The 24654-nt window shown below is 50.3% G+C and carries 19 protein-coding genes; 15 read left to right on the top strand and 4 right to left on the bottom strand.

Annotated elements, in window-relative coordinates; all coding sequences use genetic code 11:
• The first annotated feature begins 389 nt into the window (after nucleotides 1-389).
• The 15 genes from TX85_RS20210 to TX85_RS20140 all read left to right on the top strand — a co-directional run bounded on the left by TX85_RS20210 (nucleotide 390) and on the right by TX85_RS20140 (nucleotide 18236).
• Complete coding sequence (locus tag TX85_RS20210) at nucleotides 390-1406, top strand: ABC transporter ATP-binding protein (RefSeq protein WP_044481558.1); 1017 nt, start codon at nucleotides 390-392, stop codon at nucleotides 1404-1406.
• Nucleotides 1393-2322 carry an ABC transporter ATP-binding protein gene (locus tag TX85_RS20205; protein WP_044481557.1) on the top strand — a complete coding sequence of 310 codons (930 nt, stop codon included), beginning with the start codon at nucleotides 1393-1395 and terminating at the stop codon, nucleotides 2320-2322. Before TX85_RS20210 ends, TX85_RS20205 begins: the two co-directional genes overlap by 14 nt.
• A gap of 5 nt (nucleotides 2323-2327) precedes the next feature.
• Nucleotides 2328-3287, top strand: a complete 960-nt coding sequence (gene opp4B / locus TX85_RS20200; protein ID WP_044481556.1) for an oligopeptide ABC transporter permease — start codon at nucleotides 2328-2330, stop codon at nucleotides 3285-3287.
• Nucleotides 3288-3313: 26 nt separating this feature from the next.
• A complete protein-coding gene (locus tag TX85_RS20195; RefSeq protein WP_044481713.1) occupies nucleotides 3314-4219 on the top strand; it encodes an ABC transporter permease in 906 nt (301 codons plus the stop codon).
• Between the two features lie 18 nt (nucleotides 4220-4237).
• A complete protein-coding gene (locus TX85_RS20190) occupies nucleotides 4238-6103 on the top strand; it encodes an oligopeptide ABC transporter substrate-binding protein (protein ID WP_044481555.1) in 1866 nt (621 codons plus the stop codon).
• Nucleotides 6104-6913: 810 nt separating this feature from the next.
• On the top strand, nucleotides 6914-7999 hold the full coding sequence (locus tag TX85_RS20185) for an LCP family protein (RefSeq protein ID WP_049895113.1): 1086 nt from the start codon (nucleotides 6914-6916) through the stop codon (nucleotides 7997-7999).
• Nucleotides 8000-8360: 361 nt separating this feature from the next.
• A complete protein-coding gene (locus TX85_RS20180; RefSeq protein WP_044481554.1) occupies nucleotides 8361-8789 on the top strand; it encodes a CBS domain-containing protein in 429 nt (142 codons plus the stop codon).
• 100 nt (nucleotides 8790-8889) lie between these two features.
• Nucleotides 8890-9192, top strand: a complete 303-nt coding sequence (locus TX85_RS20175) for a MazG-like family protein (protein WP_187375180.1) — start codon at nucleotides 8890-8892, stop codon at nucleotides 9190-9192.
• Between the two features lie 6 nt (nucleotides 9193-9198).
• The gene (locus tag TX85_RS20170; RefSeq protein ID WP_044481552.1) at nucleotides 9199-10116 is read left to right on the top strand and encodes a DUF2232 domain-containing protein; all 918 of its coding nucleotides are present in this window, start codon (nucleotides 9199-9201) and stop codon (nucleotides 10114-10116) included.
• A 14-nt stretch (nucleotides 10117-10130) separates the two neighbouring features.
• Nucleotides 10131-12113 (top strand): DHH family phosphoesterase, encoded by a 1983-nt coding sequence (locus TX85_RS20165; RefSeq protein ID WP_044481551.1) that lies wholly within the window; start codon nucleotides 10131-10133, stop codon nucleotides 12111-12113.
• Nucleotides 12110-12553, top strand: a complete 444-nt coding sequence (gene rplI / locus TX85_RS20160; RefSeq protein ID WP_044481549.1) for a 50S ribosomal protein L9 — start codon at nucleotides 12110-12112, stop codon at nucleotides 12551-12553. The genes TX85_RS20165 and rplI overlap by 4 nt, the downstream gene beginning before the upstream one ends.
• Before the next feature lies 1 nt (nucleotide 12554).
• Nucleotides 12555-13916 (top strand): replicative DNA helicase, encoded by a 1362-nt coding sequence (dnaB, locus tag TX85_RS20155; protein ID WP_044481547.1) that lies wholly within the window; start codon nucleotides 12555-12557, stop codon nucleotides 13914-13916.
• 264 nt (nucleotides 13917-14180) lie between these two features.
• Nucleotides 14181-15467 (top strand): adenylosuccinate synthase, encoded by a 1287-nt coding sequence (locus TX85_RS20150; RefSeq protein WP_044481546.1) that lies wholly within the window; start codon nucleotides 14181-14183, stop codon nucleotides 15465-15467.
• A gap of 308 nt (nucleotides 15468-15775) precedes the next feature.
• The gene (locus TX85_RS20145) at nucleotides 15776-16444 is read left to right on the top strand and encodes a hypothetical protein (protein WP_233500807.1); all 669 of its coding nucleotides are present in this window, start codon (nucleotides 15776-15778) and stop codon (nucleotides 16442-16444) included.
• 208 nt (nucleotides 16445-16652) lie between these two features.
• Entirely contained in the window at nucleotides 16653-18236 is a 1584-nt protein-coding gene (locus tag TX85_RS20140) for a M23 family metallopeptidase (RefSeq protein ID WP_044481545.1), read from the top strand.
• Between the two features lie 93 nt (nucleotides 18237-18329).
• Here TX85_RS20140 and TX85_RS25510 read toward each other — a convergent pair whose 3' ends face one another.
• From TX85_RS25510 to TX85_RS20120, 4 genes are all read right to left on the bottom strand, one after another.
• Nucleotides 18330-19382 carry an efflux RND transporter periplasmic adaptor subunit gene (locus tag TX85_RS25510; protein ID WP_049895111.1) on the bottom strand — a complete coding sequence of 351 codons (1053 nt, stop codon included), beginning with the start codon at nucleotides 19380-19382 and terminating at the stop codon, nucleotides 18330-18332.
• The gene (locus TX85_RS20130) at nucleotides 19375-22485 is read right to left on the bottom strand and encodes an efflux RND transporter permease subunit (RefSeq protein ID WP_044481544.1); all 3111 of its coding nucleotides are present in this window, start codon (nucleotides 22483-22485) and stop codon (nucleotides 19375-19377) included. Before TX85_RS20130 ends, TX85_RS25510 begins: the two co-directional genes overlap by 8 nt.
• Before the next feature lie 71 nt (nucleotides 22486-22556).
• A complete protein-coding gene (locus TX85_RS20125) occupies nucleotides 22557-23987 on the bottom strand; it encodes a sensor histidine kinase (RefSeq protein WP_222860720.1) in 1431 nt (476 codons plus the stop codon).
• Nucleotides 23911-24603: a response regulator transcription factor gene (locus tag TX85_RS20120; protein ID WP_044481542.1), complete on the bottom strand. Its 693-nt coding sequence runs from the start codon at nucleotides 24601-24603 to the stop codon at nucleotides 23911-23913. The genes TX85_RS20125 and TX85_RS20120 overlap by 77 nt, the downstream gene beginning before the upstream one ends.
• Between the last annotated feature and the right edge of the window lie 51 nt (nucleotides 24604-24654).

Genomic DNA, 24654 nt, shown 5'->3' with positions numbered 1-24654 from the left:
ATCCGTGGACTATCGTCTCTTTAGGGGATCTAAAAATGAATGAATATACATTACATGAATTTTACAATTCAAGTAACCTTTTAAAGAGATAAATAAAAAAAGGTAGGCGATAAAGTGGAAAAGTACTTGGAATATTAGCTGACATAGAGTATATTATTTATTAAATTCAAGCAATCCCAAATTTTTACGTGATGATTTAGAACAAATCAATGTAAAAATTTTTTTAATTCAATTTTGACCAGTGGTTATTTATTCATATTAATGAATATTAATAAACTATTGAATACCTCCTCTTATAGACATTCATCGGCTAATTACTACATCAAAACCTTAAATCTATTAATTATCGATTAAATTCGTCAAAATTCTTCTTTGTTAGGGTGATTAATTTGAGCGAAGAGTTGTTGAAAATTGAGAATTTAACCACCTCTTTTCGGATTGATGATGATTATTATGCAGCTGTGGATGACGTTTCACTCACGGTTAGAAAGAATGAGATCCTAGCGATTGTAGGAGAGTCGGGTTCTGGCAAAAGTGCGCTTGCCTACTCGATTATGGGCCTGCATACCCGGGCAAGAATGGAAGGGCGTATCTATTTCGGGGAGCAAAATCTCGTTGGAATGCCTGCGAATCAACTGAACAAATTGCGCGGGAAGGATATCAGCATGATTTTTCAAGACCCCTTATCTGCACTTAATCCTCTAATGACCGTCGGTAGACAAATTGAAGAAGTCATATTGCTTCATCAGCCTGCATCAGGTAAAGCGGAGCGGAAAAGGCAGGCGATTGAGCTGCTTGACAAGGTTGGCATTCCTCGTCCTGAAGTCACCTACCTGCAATATCCGCATGAGCTTTCCGGAGGGATGAGGCAGCGTATTGTCATAGCCATTGCTATCGCAAACGGACCGAAGCTGCTCATTGCTGACGAACCGACAACCGCACTCGATGTAACGATCCAATTGCAAATTCTCGATCTGATTCGAGAACTGAAGAATGACATGGAAGCCGGGATTATCTTAATCACTCATGATCTTGGGGTTGTCGCCGAAATGGCCGACCGCGTTGCGGTCATGTATGCCGGACAGATTGTTGAGGTAGCAGATATCTATACCCTGGTGACTAACGCAAAGCATCCCTATACCAGGTCTCTGCTGAACTCGATCCCGACCGTAAACGAAGTGAAGTCTAAATTACATGTTATTCAGGGGATTGTCCCGTCATTAAAAAATCTTCCTCGGGAAGGCTGCCGCTTTGCTCCGCGGATTCCCTGGATCGAGTCCGAGAAGCATGAAGCACATCCGGAGATGCATGAAATAGCGGAGGGACATTTTGTCCGCTGTACATGCTACAGACATTTTTACTTTCCGGCTCATTCGGAGGAGGATAGCGAACATGTCCATTCTTGAAATCAAAGATTTGAAGGTGCACTATCCAATTCGGGGAGGCATCTTTAGAACTGTTGTTGATCATGTAAGAGCGGTGGATGGCGTTAATATGACGATTGAGGCAGGTCAAACCTACGGCTTGGTAGGAGAGTCGGGCTCCGGGAAAACAACGATGGGCCGGGCTGTGATCGGACTAAATCATATTTCCAGCGGAAGCATCAAATTTGAAGGCAAGGAAATTGGGCATATCAAAGGCCGTAGCCGCTTTGGACGAGATATTCAGATGATATTCCAGGATCCATACTCGTCTTTAAACCCGAAGAAGCGGGTAGGGGATATCATTGCAGAGCCGCTGCGCAATTTTGAAAAGCTGTCTCCGCAAGAGGAGAAGAAGCGCGTCCACGAGTTGTTGGAGCAAGTGGGACTAAGCCCGGAATCCTTTTTAAAGTATCCCTATCAGTTCTCGGGAGGGCAGCGACAACGTATCGGGATTGCAAGAGCGATTGCCTTAAGGCCTAAGTTGATCATCGCCGACGAGCCCGTCTCTGCTCTGGATGTATCGGTGCAAGCGCAGGTCCTGAACTTTATGAGGGAGATTCAAAGGGAACTCAACCTGACCTTTTTATTTATAAGCCATGATCTAGGGATTATCCGACATATGTGCGACAAAATCGGGATTATGTACAAGGGACGATATGTGGAGGAGGGGACGGCCAATGATATCTTTGAAAGTCCTCAGCACATCTATACCAAGCGTTTGATCGCAGCGATTCCAGATATTGATCCTAGCCATCGGGAGCAGCAGGTAGAGTTCCGTCGCTCTGTCCAAGAGGAGTACAAGGAAGCTCACCGGAGATATTTTGACGAGAACGGATTGGTTTATCCCTTAAAGCCGGTTTCGGACACACATTTCGTGGCGCTGCCTCAGAAAGGTTGAAAGATATGTGGAAGACAATTGTTCGAAGAGTACTCATTATGATCCCTCAGATCTTCATTTTAAGTATCGTGCTTTTCTTAATGGCAAAGGCCATGCCGGGGGATGCCCTTACCGGATTGATTGATCCGAGCCTCGACCCGGATGCTCTTGCGGCGATGCGAGAGAAGCTGGGGCTGAATAATCCGTGGTATGTGCAGTATTGGGACTGGATATCGAATGCGGCGCAAGGCGACCTGGGCAACTCGTTCAAGTATAAAATGCCGGTTACCGAGCTGATTTCCCAGCGTGTCTCCAATACGTTGTGGCTGGCGCTTGCAACGCTCATTCTGACCTACTTGATCGCCATTCCTCTCGGCATCATTAGCGGCCGCTACAATGATACTTTTTTCGATCGCATTATTTCGGGATACACCTATATCGGCTTCGCAATGCCGCTGTTCATATTTGGCTTGCTGATGCTGTGGTTCTTCGGATTTTACTTGGGATGGTTCCCTACTGGAGGCTCTGTGAATCCTAGAGCAACGGAAGGGGTTGGGTATGTCTTAAGCAAGATTTATCATCTGCTGTTGCCTGCACTGAGTATGGCGCTGATCGGAGTAGTTAGTACCGTGCAATATCTCAGGAACGAAATCATTGACACGAAGCAGAAGGATTTTATTATCACCGCCAGAGCAAAGGGAGCCTCCGAATCCCGTGTCTACAACCGTCATATTTTTAGAAATTCCTTGCTCCCGATCGCCGCATTTCTAGGCTTTGAAATTACCGGACTTATTGGGGGGACGGTATTTATCGAGTCCATATTTGCCTATCCGGGAATGGGGCAGCTCTTTATCCAATCGATTGTGGGGCGTGACTTTAGTGTAGTTATAGCCGTTGCATTGTTGTTTGGGATAGCATCGATCGTTGGTGCGCTTATATCGGATATTATTCTAAACATTGTGGATCCTCGTATTCGCATAAAATAATTTAGGAAAAATTCGGGGTGAAAGAAATGGCGAATGCAAATGCGGAATTGATCCAGCCAGAGGACTATAGCAAGAGCCCGTCAGGCTGGCGCGTACTGTGGCGAGAATTGGTTCGGGATAAGGTAGCCCTAGTCTCTTTACTATTTTTGGGCCTCATTATTGTGGTGGTCTATGGGGTATCCCTATTCCTTGATCAGAAGGAAGTGGTAAAGGTAGACCTCTTCGCCCTATACCAGCCGCCTTCCGCAGATTTCTGGCTAGGTACGGACTACGGCGGACGGGATGTATTCGGGCAATTGATCATCGGTGCCCGCAATTCCATCACGATCGGTGTAGTAGTCACCTTGCTGGCAGGATTAATCGGACTTGTGGTTGGACTTGTAGCCGGTTATTTCGGTGGTCATGTAGACAACGGGATCATGAGAGTGGTGGACTTCTTCATTATTCTCCCTTTCACCATGATCGTTATTATCTTCGTAACCATCGTTCCCAAATATAATATTATTCAATTTTGCTTGATTATGACCAGCTTCTTATGGATGAGCAAGGCGAGGTTAATTCGTTCCAAAACCTTGCAGGAAAGAGAACTGGAATATGTACAGGCATCAAGAACCTTAGGCTCTTCTAATTTAAGAATTATGGTCATGGAGGTGCTGCCGAATTTAACCTCGATTATCATCGTTTCAATGACTCTGAGTTTGGCGGGAAATATTGGACTTGAATCAGGACTTTCCTTCCTTGGATTTGGTTTCCCTGAAAGCACGCCAAGTCTGGGAACCCTGGTTGGCTATGCCAGAAATCCTCAGACACTGGAGTCCAGATGGTGGATTTGGTTACCTGCATCATTACTGATCTTGGCAATGATGTTGAGTATAAATAATGTCGGCCAAGCGCTGAAGCGCGCGACAGATGCAAGACAAAGAAAAGGATAAAAAGGGAGGAATCTATCCATGAAAAAGTCGAGTTGGTCAAGGTCATGGCAAGTCGTGTTAATGCTAACCTTAGTGTTGGCTTTGGCGGCATGCAGCTCCAATGGGGGAAACAATTCAGCAAACCCGGGAACTGGAAATAACACGCCTTCAGAGAATACGTCCAATCAAGGTGAGAACAGCACCGACGACGGCAAGCCAAAGGCGGATGCTGACGGCAATTTTAATATCGCTGATTTTTCCAACGTGAAGACAAACCGCGGAGAGCCGATTCAAGGCGGCAGCATCACCTTCGGTTTGGTAGGGGACTCCCCGTTTGAAGGCACGCTTAATTTCAACTTCTATTCCGGAGCTCCGGATGCGGAAGTCCTTGAATGGTTCGATGAAGGCTTGCTGACTTGGGATTCCAACTATGTGTATACCAATGATGGAGCTGCTACCTATGAAGTATCGGAAGACGGACGGACCTTTACCTTCACTATCCGCGATAACGTGAACTGGCATGACGGTGTTCCGGTAACGGCTGAAGACTGGGAGTTCGCTCATGAGGTCATTTCCCATCCGGATTACAATGGCCCTCGGTATGGCTCTGATTTCACCAATATCGAAGGGGTTGTAGAGTATCATGAAGGCAAGGCAGACAAGATTTCAGGGATTAAGGTGCTTAATGATAAGCAACTTCAAATCACCTACATTAAATCTACGCCTTCCTTGCTGACAGGCGGGGTTTGGATTTATCCATTAGCCAAGCATATCTTCAAGGATATTCCAGTAGCTGATATGGCCGCTTCTCCACAAATTCGTCAGAACCCGATCGGTATTGGCCCGTTCAAGGTGGAGAGCATTGTTCCGGGCGAATCGGTTGTCTATAAGAAGAATACCGATTACTGGCGCGGCGAGCCGCTCCTGGATGAAGTGATTCTGAAAGTAATCCCTGCAACGACTGTTGTTCAAGAGTTGAAGAGCGGCGGGGTTGACCTCGTAAGTGATTTCCCGGTTGACCAATATCCGGATAACGCGGATATGTCCAACGTCGAATTCCTGGGTATTATCGACCGTGCCTATTCCTATATCGGCTTTAAACTTGGAACATGGGATGCCGAGAAAAAAGAAATTGCTATGAATCCAAATGCAAAAATGGCGGATGTAAACTTGCGTAAAGCCATGTGGCAGGCGGTCGACAATGACCAGGTAGGCAAGAAATTCTACAAAGGTCTTCGTTGGGGCGGAACGACACTAATTCCACCTTCACATCCTGATTTCCACGATGCTTCCAATCCAGGCGTAACCTTTGATATTGAAGCAGCGAAAAAAACTTTGGACGATGCGGGCTATGCCTATGACGGCGAATGGCGTACAAACCCGGACGGATCTCCGCTGGAAATCAATTTTATTTCGATGACAGGCAGTGACATTTCCGAGCCGTTGGCTCAATACTATGTACAGTCCTGGGCTGCCATTGGTCTGAAGGTTAACCTTGAAATGGTAGAATTTAATACGTTCTATACCAAGGTTGGCTCAGAAGGTACAGATGACCCGAACGTAGATGTGTACATGGGTGCATGGACAGTAGGTATTGACGTAGATCCAACAGGTCTGTACGGACACGATGCGCTGTATAACTTCCCGCGTTGGGAATCTGAAGAAAATGATCGTTTGCTGGCAGAGGGCGTATCTGAGAAAGCTTTTGATGTTGAATATCGGAAACAAGTTTATAAAGAATGGCAGCAATATATGGTAGAACAAATTCCGGTATTCCCTACCTTATATCGTTCCCTCTTGTCTCCGGTGAATGAACGAATCGTCAACTATGCGATTGGCGATGGAACCGGCTTCTATCGTTACAACATCGGTGTAACTGAAGATAAGCCTGTCGTCGCAAAATAATTTTTCGTTCAACTCATTTAGAACCCTTCAAGGGCACTAAAAAGGGGCTGTCCCAAAGACTTGATCTGCGGGAGGGCCCCTTCGGCATGCAAGCAGGAGACTATGCACAGCCTTGGGCTAAGCGCGAATGGAAGCTTTCGTGATAGCTTATGCACGACGTCATGACCTACCGCGCCTAAAGTTGCGCCTCCCCTCACGATGCTTCAACCTTGCGCCGAAACTTTGCCTGTCCTGCCAGTACGGAAGTCTTTCTCCGAAATTAACTTGTCCCACCGCATTCCGGTTTTGCCCCGAACTTCAAATCGCCTACAGGACGGTATGACTACTTCATTCTGCTCATGCTCATCCGGTCGCAATATCGCAATTTAATGAAATTACTTCCCTTAAAATCTTCATTCGACGCACGAACCCACTTTTAGTGAAAAAACTTACCTTAGATCGCCAGTAACTAGCCAAACCCGTGTATTAGTCAACTTTAAGTACAAAAATTTCACTATATACGCATTTCTATTATTTCCACTGAATTTAAGGTAACTTTTTTCACTGCATGCGTAAGAACCACATTTTCATGTGATCGACCGATCAAAGGGCAACGCAGAATCATCAACTTGCCTGCTTTGTATTTCTGTGCTCTAGCGGAATTAGAGGCCGTCATTTAGGGATTTGACCCCTGCACTGCCAATATCCGACGCGGTAACTTTGTTGAATCGAAAATCGTCTGTATGGTATAGTACGAAACGGTAGGATATTTACATGTGAGGACCATATCAGATTCTTCATGAGATACATTACCTGGATGGAGGCATATATATGAAAGAAAGCAAAAAACGGACGTCCCCGAAGAAGAGAAGCGGTATGCAAAAAGCGTTGATCGTGCTGCTCGTTCTCGTAATTGCCGGGGCAGGCGCATTTGTATTCCGCAAGCCGCTTGCTGTTATGGCATTTGATTTGTTCTTATCCGGTCAGGTGGAGAAGAAGCTGGAGCAATCCTACTCTCCGCTTGAAGAAGAGCAGCAGCAGCCGGTGATTGTGGTAAAAGAGGAGAAAATGGAGCCGTTCAGCATGCTCTTGCTTGGGGTAGACCAACGGGCAAATGAACCGGCCCGCTCAGATACGATGATCTATGCGGTTGTCCGGCCGGAGGAGTCGAAGGTGCTGTTGGTGTCGATTCCGCGGGATACGTATACCGAGATTATCGGCAAGGATAAGGAAGACAAGATCAATCATGCTTACGCCTTTGGCGGCGAGAAGATGACGAAGGATACGGTAGAGAATTTCCTTGGCAGCCCGGTAGATTATTATGCGGCGATCAATTTTGAAGGCTTGAAGCAGGTTGTCGATGCATTGGGCGGTATAGAGCTTCCGATTACGAAGGACATTGTGAACAAGCAGAAGGATCACGAGAAATTCACGATTAAAGCAAATAAACCATTGTATGAAGGACAAGAGGCGCTTAACTACGTTCGATACCGGGAGGACAGCGACTTCAACCGGACCAAGCGGCACCAGATCTTCCTGAATGCGATTGTGGACCGGATGCTGAAGCTGGATCAAGTGTCCAAAATCCCAAGTTTGATGGATATGATGGGTGAGAACTTCAAGACGGATATGCTGCCAAGCGACATTATTGAACTGTCGAAGAAGGTGCTGCTGGGCCCATCTCCGACGATTGAGGGCTTTACCATTATGGGAGAAGGCTTCCGTAAGAATGGGATATACTATGATGCGGCTGACGAAGAAGATCTGGAATTCGCAAAGCAAATGATCGCCAGCTGGAGCAATCCGGACACCGAGCCGCAGGAGTTGCTGCTCCCTGCAGATGCGGAGAAGGATGCAGCATCTTCGAGCACAAACAATGCGAGCAATACGTCAGCAACGGACACAACCAGTCAATAATCGGCAACATTCGAAATCCCCTATACAGGCCTTGATATGTTAGACTGAATATAGCACTTATAGAGGAAGTTCAAAAAGTCATCTTTTGATCACGAAGTAATTCAGGAGGTTAATTCGGCATCGAATCTTGCGTTCACCCTCGAAGTCCGGTACTCATGTAGAGTTTGCCTACACTCCGTTCCTCCTTCTTCGGGTTCTCGCAACCTTCTCGGTGCTGAAAAGCTGACTTTTTGAACACATGCTTATCTAAATAAATGATCTCTCGGCAGTCCGGTATACCGGCTGCCGATTTCGCGCCATGGCCTCAAGCGCCGCTCATATGCAGAACAGGCACGCGAATTAAATGAGGAGGGCTTTTTAAATGAATATTGCGTTTTTCTTACTTCCGAAGAATGATGTTGTGACCGTTACAATGGATTCGACGCTGAGGCAAACGCTCGAACGGATGGAGTTCCACAGGTACACAGCCGTACCTATTCTGGGACGGGATGGAGTCTACGTCGGGACCGTCACCGAAGGCGATCTCCTGTGGTACATGAAAAATTCTGACGGCAAGGTGACATTTGAGAACGCTTCAAAATTTTATCTGCGGGAAATCCCGCTGAAGCTGAACATCAAGCCGGTATCCATTGATGCCGATATGGAGGACCTGATCAATCTGGCGAAGGTTCAGAACTTTGTGCCCGTCGTCGACGATATGGGCCGGTTCATCGGCATTGTCCGCCGCAGTCAGATTATTGAGTACTGTGAGCGATTTGTGTCCAGAAATACCGGAGTGCCCGGGATGTAATATTCGATGCGTAATCGGCCCCTCGTTGCTTCTCTTGAGGGGCATGCTTTATGCTATAATGTAGAATAATGCTTTTTTGGGAGGGTGAAGGCTGCCGTCTATGCAAAAGGAAATGGATATCGCCAAGCGTGCGAAAGTGATTGAATGGTTGAAGACCGAGGTTGTCGATCACGTATCCCGATTATTCAAGGCCTTGTGGGAAGGCAGCACGACACGCATCATGGACAGCCTTGCCAGCCTGATGGTTAGCAGTTACATACTGGGACGCCGGCTGGGTATATCTTATCGGGATCTGGATGAAGCGGTTCTGGATAAGCTGAAGAAGCATAAGCAAGAAGGACACCAGTTGGAAGACTGGTATCAAGATATCTCCACACTGGAAGAACATATGCGTAAGAGGTGAACCCACTTGAAATTCCGCTGGACATCGGTGGCCTGGAGCATCGTGTATTTGCTGCTTCTGCTGTCACTGGCAACACCGCTGACGGTCGTCACGACTTTCTTTTTGATTGTGCCGGTCGTCGTGCTTTATGCGACACTATCTTTTCGGGGACTGGCGCTGCATCTTGTTCCGGTCTGGCTGATCGCTGCGCTGATCTTCGGTCCGGCCATATTGCTGCAGGCGGTCTATTTCCTGATTCCTGCCGTCATTATGGGGCACCTCTATAAAAAAAGGACTTCCGCGCTCAAGGTCTTATTCATTGGGGCGGGCTCCATTACGGCCTTGTTCCTGCTGCTGCTGCTGATTACGACCATCTGGTTTGATTTCAATCTGGCAGTCATGATCGAGGAAATGCTGAATTTAGCCATGGCGCCTTTGCAAAATATGACGGACACCTCGCTTGCCGGCGGGGCAGTTTGGACTCCGGAGCTGAGCCAGCAGCTTTCGGTATTTACGGTCCGCATGATTCCGTTCACGATTATTGTGTGCTCGCTGGTGCTGGCAAGCCTCACCCATGCGATTGTCCGTCCGACCCTGGCAAGTATGGGTCATATTGTCCCCAAGCTGCCGCCGCTTCGCGACTGGCGTTTCCCGCGCTCCTTGATCTGGTATTACTTGGTTGGATTGATTCTTCAGCTATTTTCAGGCTCGTCCATCCCGAATACCTTTATAGGTACAATCCTGTTGAATATGATGCCTTTGCTGCAGTTCTTGTTCTTGATTCAGTCGGCCAGCCTGTTCTTCTTCTTGGCGTACCACAAGAAGTGGAATCCTGCGATTCCGGTTTTGCTTGTCATAGCGGCTTTATTCCTTGCACCGTTGCGCATTGCCGGGATGCTTGATATTGCGTTTCCGCTGCGAGAGAAGCTCACGAGACCAAAATGATAGGGTGAAAAGGCATGCCAAGTTTACTGCAAAAACGCTGGCACGGATACCAGACCGTATGGATGTTCCTGCTCCAGCTTCTGCTCGTCATTTTCGTCAGCTTCTACAACTGGATTCTCGGACTTGTTGCACTCTGTCTGGTCGGAGCACTGGCGTATTTTATGCTGCAGGCGGAGCGCCGCTTCCGCAAGGAGCTGGTGAAGTACGTCACGGATTTGACGTACAGGATCAAACGGGTGGAGGGCGAAGCGATCGGACGCCTGCCATTCGGTATCCTACTGTTCAGCGACGATCGGGTCGTCGAATGGCACAATCACTATGTCGCGGGAGTCTTCGGCAAGGACACCGTTGTCGGCCAGCCTTTGCCTGAGCTGCTGCCCAGCTTGCCGTTTCCGGCAAGAGATAAGAAGGATATCAAGCCCGGCAAGCATACGATTGAGGTCGTGGCGGGCGGACGTTACTACGAATTGTCGGTGGATCATGAGGAACGCTTGATCTACTTCCACGATATTACCGAGCTTGCGCTTCTGCGGGAGCGGTATGAGAATGAGCGCGTGGCGCTGGGGATTATTCTGCTGGATAATCTCGACGAGGCTGCGCAAGGCATGGACGATCAGCAGCGGACCGCGCTGATCGCCCGCGTCGCACAGGCGATCACGGAATGGGGGAAGCAGTATCGGATTTATCTGCGCCGACTGTCTTCCGAGCGGTATCTGATGATCCTGAATCAGAGATCGCTGAACGAACTGGAGCAGAGCCGGTTCGTGATCCTGGACGAGGTCCGCGAGATGACCGCGGACCTGAAGGTGCCGATGACGCTCAGCATCGGCCTTGCCTTCGGCACCGAGCGCTTCAGCGAGCTGGGCGAGCTGGCCCAGTCGAGTCTGGACATGGCGCTCGGGCGCGGGGGTGACCAGGCCGCAGTGAAGGCTGGTCAGCGGCTCTCGTTCTACGGCGGCAAGACCGGCGCCGTAGAGAAGCGGACGCGCGTGCGTGCGCGCGTCATTGCGCATGCGCTGCGCGATCTGATGCAGGAGAGCGATCGCGTGATCATTATGGGCCATCGGATGCCCGATCTCGATGTGATCGGGGCATCCATCGGCGTCATGAAGGCCGCCGATATGTACAAGGTGGAGGCCCATATTGTGCTGGATGAGTCGAATCCAGGCATCGAGCGCTTGATGGAGCGGATCCGCCAGGAAGAACCGCTGATGCGCCGGTTCATCTCGCCGGAGCAGGCGCTTGGCATGATGACCCCGCATACGCTGCTGGTGGTCGTGGATACCCATAAGGGCTCGATCACGATGGAGCCGAGGCTGGTTGATGTGGCCCGCCGGGTGGTGGTCGTCGATCATCATCGGCGCGGAGAAGAATTTATCAATGATGCTGTGCTCGTCTACCTGGAGCCATATGCTTCATCCGCATGCGAGCTGGTCACCGAGCTGCTGCAATACATTCATGAGAAGGTGGAATTAAGCCCGCTTGAAGCTACGACGCTGCTTGCGGGGATTACCATCGATACGAAGCATTTTGCTCTGCATACCGGATCGCGGACCTTTGAGGCCGCCGGATTCCTGCGCCGCATGGGCGCCGATACGTCCTTGGTGCAACGGGTGCTCAAGGAGGATTTGCAGGAGTATATCGCGAAGGCGGATATTATCAAGCATGCCCGCATGATTCATAACCATATTGCGCTCGCCGTGACCGAGGAGAACCGCAAGATACCGCAGCTATTGATTGCTCAGGTTGCAGATACGCTGCTTAACATGACCAATGTACTCGCCTCGTTCGTCATTAGCGAGCGCCCTGACGGGTTGATCGGGATCAGCGCCCGTTCACTCGGCAGCATGAATGTGCAGGTAGTCATGGAACGCCTTGGCGGAGGCGGGCATTTAACGAATGCTGCAGTACAGCTGGAGGGTACCCAGGCGGAAGCAGAGCAGAAGCTTCTGGCCGTTCTGGATGAATTTGAGAAGGAAGAGGGGTTATTCGAATGAAGGTTATCTTTTTGAAGGATGTTAAAGGACAAGGCAAGAAGGGTGAGATCAAGGAGGTATCGGAGGGCTACGCACAGAACTTCCTGATCCCGCGCGGGCTGGTTCGTCCGGCTACCGATGGCAACGTGAAGACACTGGAGAACCAGACCGCCGCAGAGGCCAAGCGCAAGGAGCGCGAGAAGGAAGAAGCAGCGGAGTTGGGCAAGAAGCTGGAAGAGATGACGGTAACCTTGAAGGCGAAGGCTGGAGAGGGCGGCCGCCTGTTCGGAGCGATTACGAGCAAGCAAGTGGCGGAAGCGCTCGAAAAGGCCGGTGTCAAAATCGATAAACGGAAGATTGAAATGCACGATCCGATTCGTTCGCTTGGCGTTACTCAAGTACCGGTTAAGCTTCATCCGGAAGTGAAATCGACGGTCAAGGTTCAGGTCACGGAGGAATAAGATGAGCGTAGATCCTTATTACGACCGCATCCCTCCGCAGAATCTGGAAGCAGAACAAGCGGTGCTTGGCGCGATCCTGCTTCAATCCGAAGCGCTTATTACGGCCATGGAGCGGGTTCGTACCGAGGATTTCTACGATAAGCCTCACCAGCTCATTTATGAAGCGATGGTGCAGCTGGGGGAGGAAGGGCAGCCGATTGATCTGGTCACGCTGACCTCTCGTCTGCAGGATCGCGGCGAGCTGGAGGAGACGGGCGGGGTCAGTTATTTGGCCAAGCTTGCACATGCTGTTCCGACTGCGGCAAACGTGGATTACTATGCCCGAATCATCGAAGAGAAATCGATGCTCCGGCGCTTGATTCGTACAGCAACACAGATTGTCAGCGACGGCTACACGGGAGGCGAGGACGTCTCCGGTATGCTCAGCGATGCCGAGCGCCGGATTCTGGAGATCTCCAACCGCCGCTCCGGCAGCGGCTTTATTGCCATACGCGATGTATTGATGGAGGTGTTCGACCGGGTCGAGCAGCTTCACCAGAACAAAGGGAACACCACCGGCATTCCGTCGGGGTTCGTCGATCTGGACAAAATGACGTCCGGCTTTCAGCGGAATGACCTGATTATCGTAGCCGCCCGGCCATCCGTGGGTAAGACCGCCTTTGCGCTGAATATCGCGCAGAACGTTGCGGTGCGTGCCAAAGAGACCGTGGCGATCTTCAGTCTGGAAATGTCGGCGCCCCAGCTGGTACAGCGGATGATCTGCGCCGAGGCCAATCTGGACGCAGGCGTGATGCGGACCGGTGATTTCAAGAACGATGATGATTGGTCCAAGCTGACGATGGGCATCGCGGCCTTGTCCGAAGCGGAGATTTACATTGACGATACACCCGGTGTCACCGTGGCCGATATTCGGGCCAAGTGCAGACGGCTTAAGAAGGAGAAGGGGCTAGGCATGATCGTGATCGACTACCTTCAGCTCATTCACGGCCGCGGCAAGCCCGGCGAGAACCGTCAGCAGGAGGTCTCGGAAATATCCCGGACGCTCAAGCAGATTGCCCGTGAGCTGGAAGTGCCGGTTATCGCCTTGTCCCAGCTCAGCCGGGGCGTGGAGCAGCGGCAGGACAAGCGTCCGATGATGTCTGACCTGCGGGAATCCGGTTCGATCGAGCAGGATGCCGATATCGTTGCCTTCCTGTACCGGGACGATTATTATAACCAGGAGACCGAGAAGAAGAACATTATCGAGATCATTATCGCCAAGCAGCGGAATGGTCCGGTAGGTACCGTAGAGCTGGTCTTCCTGAAGAACTTCAATAAATTTGCCAATTATGAGCGGGCACATAGCGATGCTTTCGCCGGATAGTCTATTTTTCCGAACAAATCGATATTTATCCCTTAATTTCCGAACAATCATTCACGCCAGTGGGTGATTGTTCGTTTTTTAATTTGACTTTAAAAATGGAGACTGGTAAACTGGTATTGCTGCTTTGATGCGCTAAATTAATGCAAATGGTCAGAGCGGCAGGATTCAGTTGCAGTCACAATTACGGGTGAAGCGGCCAAGCGGCACAGCGTCATCTTAATTCAAGCAAATACAGGTGCGAAGGCACCGGGCGGGGGAATGTACATGTCAACGGTAGTTGTTGTAGGAACCCAATGGGGAGACGAAGGTAAAGGTAAAATCACGGATTATCTGGCGGAGAGCGCAGATGTGGTGGCCCGTTATCAAGGCGGTAACAACGCCGGTCACACCATTCTTATCGATGGCAAGAAGTACAAACTCAGCCTGATTCCTTCGGGCGTGTTCTATTCAGATAAGAAGTGCGTAATCGGCAACGGGATGGTTGTGAATCCGTCCGCGTTGATCGATGAAATAAACTACATTCACGAAAATGGCTTTACGACAAAGAATCTGGTGATCAGTGACCGTGCTCATGTCATCATGCCGTATCATATGGTGCTGGATGCCCTGGAGGAAGACCGCAAGGGACCGAACAAGATCGGTACGACTCGCAAGGGAATCGGCCCGGCTTATATGGATAAGGCGGCCCGCAGCGGCATCCGGATTGCCGACCTGATGGATCCGGAGGAATTCGAGCTCAAGCTGCGTCACCTGATGAACGAGAAGAATCATGTGATTCAGCAGGTCTACGGTGCAGAGCCGCTGGATGTTGAAGAAGTGCTGCAGAAGTATCTGGAATATGCGGAAGTGCTTCGTCCTTATGTCACTGATACCTCTGTGGTATTGAATGAGGCGATTGACGCGGATAAAAAAGTGCTGTTCGAAGGGGCGCAGGGCGTGATGCTGGACATCGACCAAGGCACCTATCCGTTCGTTACCTCATCCAATCCATCGGCTGGCGGCGTCTGCATCGGCTCCGGGGTAGGGCCTTCCAAGATCGATCAGGTGATCGGGGTGGCAAAATCCTATACGACCCGCGTCGGAGACGGACCTTTCCCAACCGAGCTGAACGATGAGATCGGCGATTTCATCCGCGAGACGGGCCATGAATACGGCACCGTTACCGGACGTCCGCGCCGGGTCGGGTGGTTCGACAGCGTCGTTGTCCGCCATGCCCGTCGTGTGAGCGGGTTGACCGGACTGTCATTGAACTCGCTTGACGTGCTTACAGGTCTCAAGACGGTTAAAATCTGCACCGGCTATAAATACCGCGGTGAAGTTATCACTCACTATCCGGCAAGCCTTAAGATGCTGGCGGAATGTGAAGCCGTGTACGAAGAGCTTCCGGGCTGGAGCGAGGACATCTCCGATGCGAAGACGCTGGAGGACTTGCCGGAGACGACACGCAACTACGTGAAGCGCGTATCGGAACTGACCGGTATTCCGATTGCGATCTTCTCGGTAGGCCGCAACCGCAGCCAGACGAATCAGGTTCTGCCAATCTACGAATAATAAAGTAACCATCATAGGCCGCTTCCTGTGAACCGTTATTTTCTACGGTATGCAGGAAGCGGCCTTTTTGCTGTATTTCACAAATCTGCTCTGCTCGTAGTCGGATGGGAGAAGTAGTAGAAAGAGTCTATCTTTCTGACTAGCCTGCTCATTTGCTCTTAGGGGAGGTTATATCTCCACTTTGCCGTCCATACTGGAAATAGAGTAGACAGATGCGCAGCCGAATCACTAGCTTCCGTTCTATCCAGCGGATGCTTGGAAGCTAGAATGAACCGGCTGACGGCGGGATTGCAGAAGGAGGAAAGTTAGTGAAATGGTTGCTTAAATTCGCAAGACTGGGGCTGGTTGTGGTTATGGTCACACTGCTGACCGTGCTCACGGCGGGGTATGTGGTAAATACGTACATTCAAACGCTGCTTGGCAGCTATAATCTGCCTATAGCCGGCCAGGCGCCAAGCCTGGGCAGTATGATGAAGGGAATGCTGGGATTCGGCTCGCAGGGTGCTCCTGATCCGAAGGATCAACCCGCACCGGACAGTAACGGACAGACAGGGCTGGATGCGGCAGGAGCTTCGGGAACAGACCGCTTGGGAGAGGACAGCACCTCGGAGAATCAAGAGGAAAACAGGGATACCGACAGCTCGCCGGTGGAGGGCGAGGCAGAGGAGGAGGCTCCAGAGGGCTCCGTCCCGGTCATGGGCGGCATTGCAGGGGAGGCAGCAGGTGCGGGACAAGACCAGCAGGTATTGGTAAGCCCGGACGATCTGCTCGCGAAGAAGGACGAGCTAAGCGACAGTGAGAAGGAAGAGGTATTTGCCACCTTGATGAGCAAGCTTCCTCAGGAGGAAATGCTGAGAATGAGCGAGCTGATCGAAGGGGGATTAACGGAGACGGAAATGATCGAGATCGAACAGATCCTGTCCAAGCATTTAAGTAAAGAAGAGTATGCCAAAATCTTGAATTTATTAAAAAAATAGCGTTCACATTCACAGGATTGTAAATAAAGAATCAACGGAAGAATTTGCATAAAAAGCCGGGGGCCTAAGTATAATAAAGGCTTCCGGCCTTTTTGGCATGAGTTGAAATGTTAAAGCTGACTGTGTTACTCTTAACAAGGATCATAAAAGGTTAAAAATTTGACATCATTTCATGTCGATTTCAGTTGAATTGTAAAGGAGAACAGCAATGAAAGGTTTCAGGGGGATGCGCTGGCAGCTATGGCGCAAGGATAAAGACACCGATCAAAATAATCAAAGCCACCCGGACAGCCAACAAAGCAAGTTCAGACCGATATCAGAACTGACAAGACGCTTGAACATGACTCCCAAGCTTCGGACGATTGCAATCAGTGCGGTTGCCGTTTTTGTACTGGGCGGCGGGGGTTATTTTGCAACAGTAGAATATGTGGAAGCACATACGGTAGCTTTTTACCGTGTATACGTCGGAGAACAAGAAATAGGGACTATAGAAGAGGAGCAGCAGCTTCAGGCGTTGTTCCAGGAGAAGCAAGAGGAATACAGCGAGAAATATCCGGAAGTGGAGATGGCCGTACATACGGAGGGCATCAAGGCGGTTCCGGATCAGGCTTATAAGGCTGAGGTCAACAGCGAAGAGACGCTGGACAAGCTCTATGGCATGCTTACCGGCTATGCCAAGGGTGTTGAACTGAAGGTGGACGGCAAGACGATTGCCATTGTTAAGGACCAAGAGACCGCTGATCAGATTCTAGAGCAGATTAAGACCAAGTATGCTCCCGAGCTGAAAAGGGCCTCTGTTCCTGCGTTCGTAAGTAAGGTGGCCAAGACGGGCGGCAATAGTGCGGCCTTATCAAATGCTGCCGCAGATACCGGGGCAACAGAGGACCCGGACAATGCGCTGGAGAAGGTCTCCATCAAGGAGCAAGTGGATGTCCAGGATGTGGATACCGCTCCCAATAAAGTGATGGCGGCCAGTGATGTGGTAGCAAAAATTTTAGAGGGCGACGAAGCTGCGATTACGTACGAGGTGCGCGAGGGAGATACGATTTCTTCGATTGCAGCAAAATACGGAGTAAAACAGCAGGAGCTGTTCAACCGCAATCCCGGGATAAAGGAGCGTACGCTTCAAATCGGCACAGAGCTTCAGATCCAGGCGGTACAACCGGCGCTTACGGTTACTACGGTAGAGCGAGTCTCTGAGCAGCTGGTAACCGAGCCGCAGGTCATCATCCAGAAGAGCGATGAGATGCGTGAAGGCGAGACAAAGGTACTGTCGCTAGGCGCGAGCGGGCTTAAGACGATGAAGTATCGTGTGACGAAGGAAAACGGGGAAGTCGTCGAAGAGGAATGGCTGGGCCAAGAGGTGATCAAGGAATCGAAGCCGAAGGTTGTTCTGGCCGGTACGAAGATTGTTCGGGGAATCGGTACGGGTGATTTTTCCTGGCCGGTGTCCGGGGCGAAGCTGACGAGCAGCTACGGCAAGCGCTGGGGCAGGACGCATAAAGGCATTGATCTTGTCTCCTCGAACAAGAACATTCTATCCGCCGATGATGGGATTGTTACCTTTGCCGGCACGAAGTCCGGATACGGCAATTGCATTATTGTCGATCATCAGAACGGGTATCAGACCCTGTACGGCCATTTGAGCAAAATCTCGGTCAAGAAGGGGCAGATCGTGGAGAAGGGCACCAAGCTGGGCGTCATGGGCAATACGGGACGCTCGACGGGTACGCATCTGCATTTTGAAATCCATAAGGATGGCAGTGTTCAGAACCCGTTGAAATACTTGTAATCAATAGGCAGATAGCACCTGGCCCGAGCCCCCGCGTCCGTGAAAAGGACGGGGAGCTCGGGCCAGTTTTTTGTATGAACGGCAGCGTTGTGCTTATTTCGCAGGCACGGCGTTCACAGCCTGTTGATCCTTCAGTTGATGTTGTCCCGAGACAACCACCTGTTCCTCTTGCTTCAAGCCATCGGTGACCTCCTGGTACATTCCGTTCAGGCGGCCCAATTGTACCTGCCGTTTCTCCACCTTGCCGTCGGCGAAGGTGAAGACGAAGGTATTGCTCTCTTCCCGAATGATTGCGGTGGTCGGGATGGTAAGCACCTCTTGCTCCACTTCATCAGTAAGCCGCAGTTGAACCTTGGTTCCCGGTTTCAACGCCAGCTTTGCATTATCGCTCTGCAATTCCAGTGTATAGGTCCGCAACTGGGTGTCCATAATGTCAGCGAGATAGACGATCTTGCCCGTATACAGCTGTCCTGGCATGTCGGGAGCATAAAATGACAATTCTTCTTTGCCCTCGATCAGTTTGCGGTTCTCTTCGGTGATGCTTGCCGTCAGCTTGATCGGGTTGATTTGCTGAATCTTCCCGACAATCCCTTGACTGACTGTCATGCCCGATTCCACTGAGAAGTCGGTCAGGACCCCGCTAATAGGGGCGGTGACCTTATAGTTCTCTAGCGTACGCTCCAGTTGTTGCATATCAATTTGGGCCAGTTGAATTTGATCCTTTAACGGCTGTAAGGCCTCGGGATCGTTCTGGTTAGCAAAATGGGCGTCTTTCAAGCTTTGTTGTGCTGTGCGCAGCGCAATCTGGGCCTTCTGCTGCTGCAGCTTTACGTCAGTGGGGTCCAGCTCAAACAGTAATTCACCCTTCGTTATCTGATCGCCCCGCTTTTTTAACGATTTCAGCACTTCGCCGCTAGCTTTAACGACAATATCCCGCTCTTCTGAGGAGATGACCAGGGCAATCGTCTCCTGGGGTTCCCCGATACTTCTTACATCAGCTTGGCTGATCTTCACGGACGGCGTTTGCACGATCTGCTGAGCTTCTGTTTCAGGACTCTCCGATTGGGTGCATCCCGCTATGGCGATGGACCCAAGAGCCAGCAAGACACATCCTATGGCGAGTTTATTCCACTTGGTTCTATTCATCGGCGGTCAATCCCTCCTCGTTGTTAGCGATTGATGCGGTATCCCGATTTCTGTGGAACAAGCGCCCAATCGATTGTTTAGTTGCCTCGATGATTTCATAAATGACAGGAACAACAACCAGCGTCAGCAGCGTTGATGAGACCAGCCCGCCGATAACGACAACAGCCATTCCCTTGGAAATAATCGCGCCCCCTTCGGTTAGACCGAGGGCGAGCGGCAGCATGGCGACCATGGTCACAACAGCGGTCATGATAATCGGCCGCAGGCGTAGCCCCCCGGCTTCAATCAGCGCATGCCGAACGGTGTATCCGTCCTCGCGCAACTGCTGCGTCCGGTCGATCAAGAGAATGGCATTGGTGACGACAATCCCGATCAGCATCATGAAGCCGATTAATGAAGTAATACTGATAGATTCGCCGGTGACGAGCAATCCGATAAGCCCGCCGATGACAGCCAGCGGCAGCGAGAACAGAATGACGAAAGGAGCGCTCGTATTGCCGAAGGAGATGACCATGATCAAGTAAACGATAAATACGGAGGCTGCCATCGCTACAAATAATTGAGAGAAGCTCTCCATAATATCCTCATTGACCCCGCCAAGTTCTCGGGATACACCGTCTGGAAGCGGCACTTGATCCAGAGCGGCAGCAACCTGTGAACTGATCCCGCCTTTGTTCTTACTGTCAATCTTGGCCGAAATGGTCACGACTTGTTCCTGATTATTGCGCTGAATGCTGGAAGCTGCATCGATGATATTCAAGCTCGCTATTTCTTTCAAATATACGATCGACCCATTTGTCGATGGGAAAGGGATATCACCAAGCTTAGACAAGGTGTCCAGTCCGGTTTTCTCCAACTCCACCGTCGTCGTATAAAGCGTGTTATCCAGCTTCAGCTCGCCGATTTTATCCTTCATCAGCCAACTGCCAACCATTTGCTGTACACTTGAGGCGCTTAGCCCGTATCGCCAAGCTTTATCCTGGTCAACTTCTATTTCCAGTTCTTGTTTGGCATCGCTTAACGAGTCCGTAACCTCGGTCAGTTCGGGGAATTCCTGCAGCTTCTCTGTTAATAAAGCAGCAGCCTCCGTTAACTGGTTCAGGTCGTCCCCTTTCAGCGAGTACGCAAAGTCTGAGGTTCCTCCTCCGCTTTCCAGCGATCTTACGTCAAGCTCGGCCTCTTCAGGCAACTCAGCGAGCAGAATCGCTTTATAGTCTTCCTGGACTTCCTTCACCTTACTGCCTTCGCGAACCTCGGTGAAGATCTGCGCGCGGTAAGGAACCGGATCGGATGAATTGTTATACCCGATGAGTGATTCAATAAACGTAAATTGCGGTTCTCCACTGGCATCCCTGGCTTCTTGCAGGATGTCTTCCAGATTCTTCACCTTGACATTCATTGTGTCCAGCGAGGTTTCATAAGGCATTTTAACAACATAGTAAAAAGCCCGTGGGGGTTCTTCCTCTGGAATCAAGGTAACCGATAGGAACGGTATTGTGCCGATAATCGACGCAATAAACAGAAAACCCGCTGCCAGCAAGGTTTTGATCCGGTGGTGCAGCGACCACTCCAGAACCCTGCGGTAAGTCGCCGACAAGCGTCCTCCGTTGTTTTCGGCATGTTTGATTGTCGCTCCGCGCAGAACCATCAGTTTGGCCAGCATGGGAATTACAGTCAGGGCCACGAGCAGGGAGGACAGCATAGCGGTGGACAAGGTGATGGCAAACGGCTGAAACAGCTGGCCAACCATGCCGCTGATCATCCCCAGCGGAGCAAATACACCGACAGTAGTCAGCGTAGAGGAAGTAATGGCTGCTCCAACTTCGCGTGTAGCCAGCTTGATTACGGATTCATCTCGCTCCTGCGCCTTTTGCAGGTGGGAATATATATTTTCGATAACCACGATACTATCGTCTACGACCCGGCCGATTGCAATGAACATACCGCCCAGTGTCAGAATGTTCAAGGAAATGTCCAGAAGATGCATGACGATCAGTGTAATCAAAATGGATAATGGAATTGAAACCAATACAATCAGCGTCATGCGGATATTGCGCAAGAACAGCATAATGATTAATGCGGCGAGCAGCGCGCCAGCCAGTCCCTCATGTACCATACCGCTAATGGAAGAGCTGACTTGCACCGAATCATCGTAGACTGTTTTGAACTGGATGTCCGGAAGCTCCTGCTCCCACTCTTGAATCAGGGCTTTAATTTCACCAGCAAATTCCACGACATTGGCATCGCTCGTCTTATAAAGCTGAACCCCGATGGCCGGTTGTCCGTTAAGGCGGGCCACAAAGTTCGATTCAGATATCGACTCAATTTGGCCGAGCTGACCTAGCCGTACACGGGTTCCCTGCGGGGTGAGCAGGTCCATATTCTTCAGCGTATATATGCTGTTGGTATTGCTTGTTACCCGGGCCATCAGCGGGCTGCCGTCAATTTCTACCGCCCCGGCGGGCAAGGAAGTCATATTCTGGCGCATTTGGGCTGATACCTGAGCGGGAGACAGTCCAAAGGCATTCAACTTGTCTGCATCCAGGCTGATGCTAAGGGTTGTCTCTCGCGACCCGATTTCGTCCATATGATCATAGCCATCGATGGCTTCAAACCCTGGCTTGATCTCATTGGCGAACCATTGATCCAGCTCGGTTTGACTCATACCGTTCTCCGCAGAGAGCGCCAGATAATAAGCCGGAATGGAGGCGAAGCCATAGGTAGCTGCTTGCGGGGCTCCAGCAGCATCAGGGAGGCTGACCTCTTCAAGCAAGCTGTCGATATCCAGCTTCTTCTGTTCAGGATCAGCGTTTTCGGTCAAATAAACAATAATTGTCGAGAAGTTGTCGCTGGAGGTGGAGTCAATGGACGTGACTCCATCCATGCCAGCAATCCTCTTCTCTATGGGCTTGGTAACTTGCTCCATGACATCACTGGGGGAGCCTGGATATTGCGTTGTTATAAAGACAACGGGAACGGAAATATCCGGCATCACCTCTGTTTTTAATTGCCCAGTAGAATACAGGCCCCCGATGAACAACATAAGGATCATGATGATCAGGGCGCCTGTATTTTTCATGGAGAAGCTGGTGAGTTTGTTCATGGCAATCCTCCTATCTTGGGATAGACTACCAAATAAATATGAACTGAATGTGAATAATGAGGGTTGAAAGTTCAGGGGCTATAATAGGGAAGGTTTACAGTGATCTCCGTTCCTCCTCCGGGTTCACTCTGAACGTTGATATGGCCGTGATGCAGGTCAATAATTTTTTTGGTGATGGCCAGTCCAAGGCCGTTGCCTTGATGAGCGCGGTTGCGAGAACGATCCGCTTTATAAAACCTTTCAAAGATTTGTTGTTGATCCTCTGCAGAAATACCGATACCTGTATCTTTGAATGTGATGGAGACGTGGTGGAAGCCCATAACAGCGGAAATAGTAATTGCTCCACCTTCGGGGGTAAACCGGATACAATTCCCGATCAGGTTAATCCATACTTGATTCAACTGGTCGTGATCGCCGTAAATTTTGATGAGCGGCAACTGTAAGGTGATGCCGATCTGCTTAGCCGACCACTGAGGTTCAAAGGCAACGACAGCTTGTCGGATTTGTTCATCAAGACGGAATGTTTCAGGCTGGAAGGGATGATGCCTGGATTCAAGGGAAGCCAGCTTCAGCAAATTTTCGCTCATGCGCGACATTCGCTCGCTTTCTGAAATAATGATATTTAAATAGCGGTTTCGCGCTTCCTCATCCACTTGCTCTTCTCTCAACGCTTTGGCAAAGCCTCGAATCGAGGTGAGCGGCGACTGAATTTCATGAGATACGTTGGATACAAAGTCCTGCCGCATCTGCTCTATCTGCCAGAGTTGCTTGCGCATTTCGTCAAAGCTCTGAACCAGGACGCCAAGCTCATCTTTGCGTCTAACTTTCAAGTCCGTACTGAAGTCGCCCTTGGCCATCCTCCGGGTAGCTTCTGTCATTTTGCGCAGGGGATAGATTAAAAAGCCGGCCTCCACAATAAAGAACAAGCTGCCGCCCACCAGGAAAATGGCCATCATGGTCAGAAGCATGCCCCCCAGCGGGTAGCCAAGCTGATTGTTAGCAAAGGACTCCAGGAACATGGCGTATGTTTGACCCTCATGTTCGAAGCTTAACCCGACATAGGAGAGGCCGCCGCTATCTTCATCTTCCCCCCGGACAATTTGTCCTTGCTGGACCTCACGAATCTGCTCCTCGCTAACGGGAATATTATGCTGGTCGCCGTACCTTTCAACCTGCAATTGCTCATCATAAATCTGCACGCTAATCATGTTGACCATCTCTCGAATATCTTCCATCACCAAAGCCCGGTTCTCCAGTCCGACACGTTCGAAGAGGCGAATCAAGCTTTGTCCTATCGTAATCATGTATTTCTCGGATTGTTCCTGGAACGACCGATTATAAAGATAGCCGGTAATCATGGCCGAGGCGAGCAAGCTGACCATTATAGCCGTCAGGAACATGGCGACGATACGGATATATAACGATTTAATCATTTTCCACCACAAGCCGATAACCCAGGCCGTAGACGGTGCCGATCTGGAACGCCGGAGGGATATCGCCACTGCTGCCGGCAAAGCGCTCCCGCAGCCTTTTGATATGGACATCGATCGTACGGTCGTCCCCGGCATAATCTGCTCCCCAAATTTGCTCGATCAATTGCTCACGGGTGAAAATTTGCCCCGGGTAGCTGCCCAGCTTAAACAGCAGCTCGAACTCCTTGGGCGGCAAGGCTAGCTCCTTATGGCCATAGGTTACTTTATAAGTTTGGCGGTTCAACTCGATGTTTCCAACCTGTACGCGGGATGAAGCGGCAATTTTGTAGCGCTTGAGCAGCGCTTTGACACGCACGACCAACTCAGGCGGATCAAATGGCTTAACGAGATAATCATCGGTGCCAAGGTTGAAGCCTTTTACTTTTTGGCCGGTTTCGCTTTTGGCGGTGACCATCAGCAGAGGCGTGTCCGGATATAACCGCCGCAGCTCACTGCAGAGCTCCCAGCCATCCATCATAGGCATCATGATATCCAGCATTACCAAATCCGCCTTGTACTGTTTCATTTTTTGTAATGCGTCTTCGCCATGCTCAGCCTGAAGCAGCTCAAATCCTTCCTTGGCTAAATACAAACCGATTAACTCACGTATATTGGGATCGTCGTCTACGATTAATATAATGGCCATACGGCGATGTCCTCCTCATTATTCTTCTGATGCTAGTGCATTCTCTCAGAA

Source organism: Paenibacillus antibioticophila, from assembly GCF_000455265.1.
Classification (GTDB): Bacteria; Bacillota; Bacilli; order Paenibacillales; family Paenibacillaceae; genus Fontibacillus; species Fontibacillus antibioticophila.
This window is presented reverse-complemented; position numbering and strand designations above follow the sequence as displayed.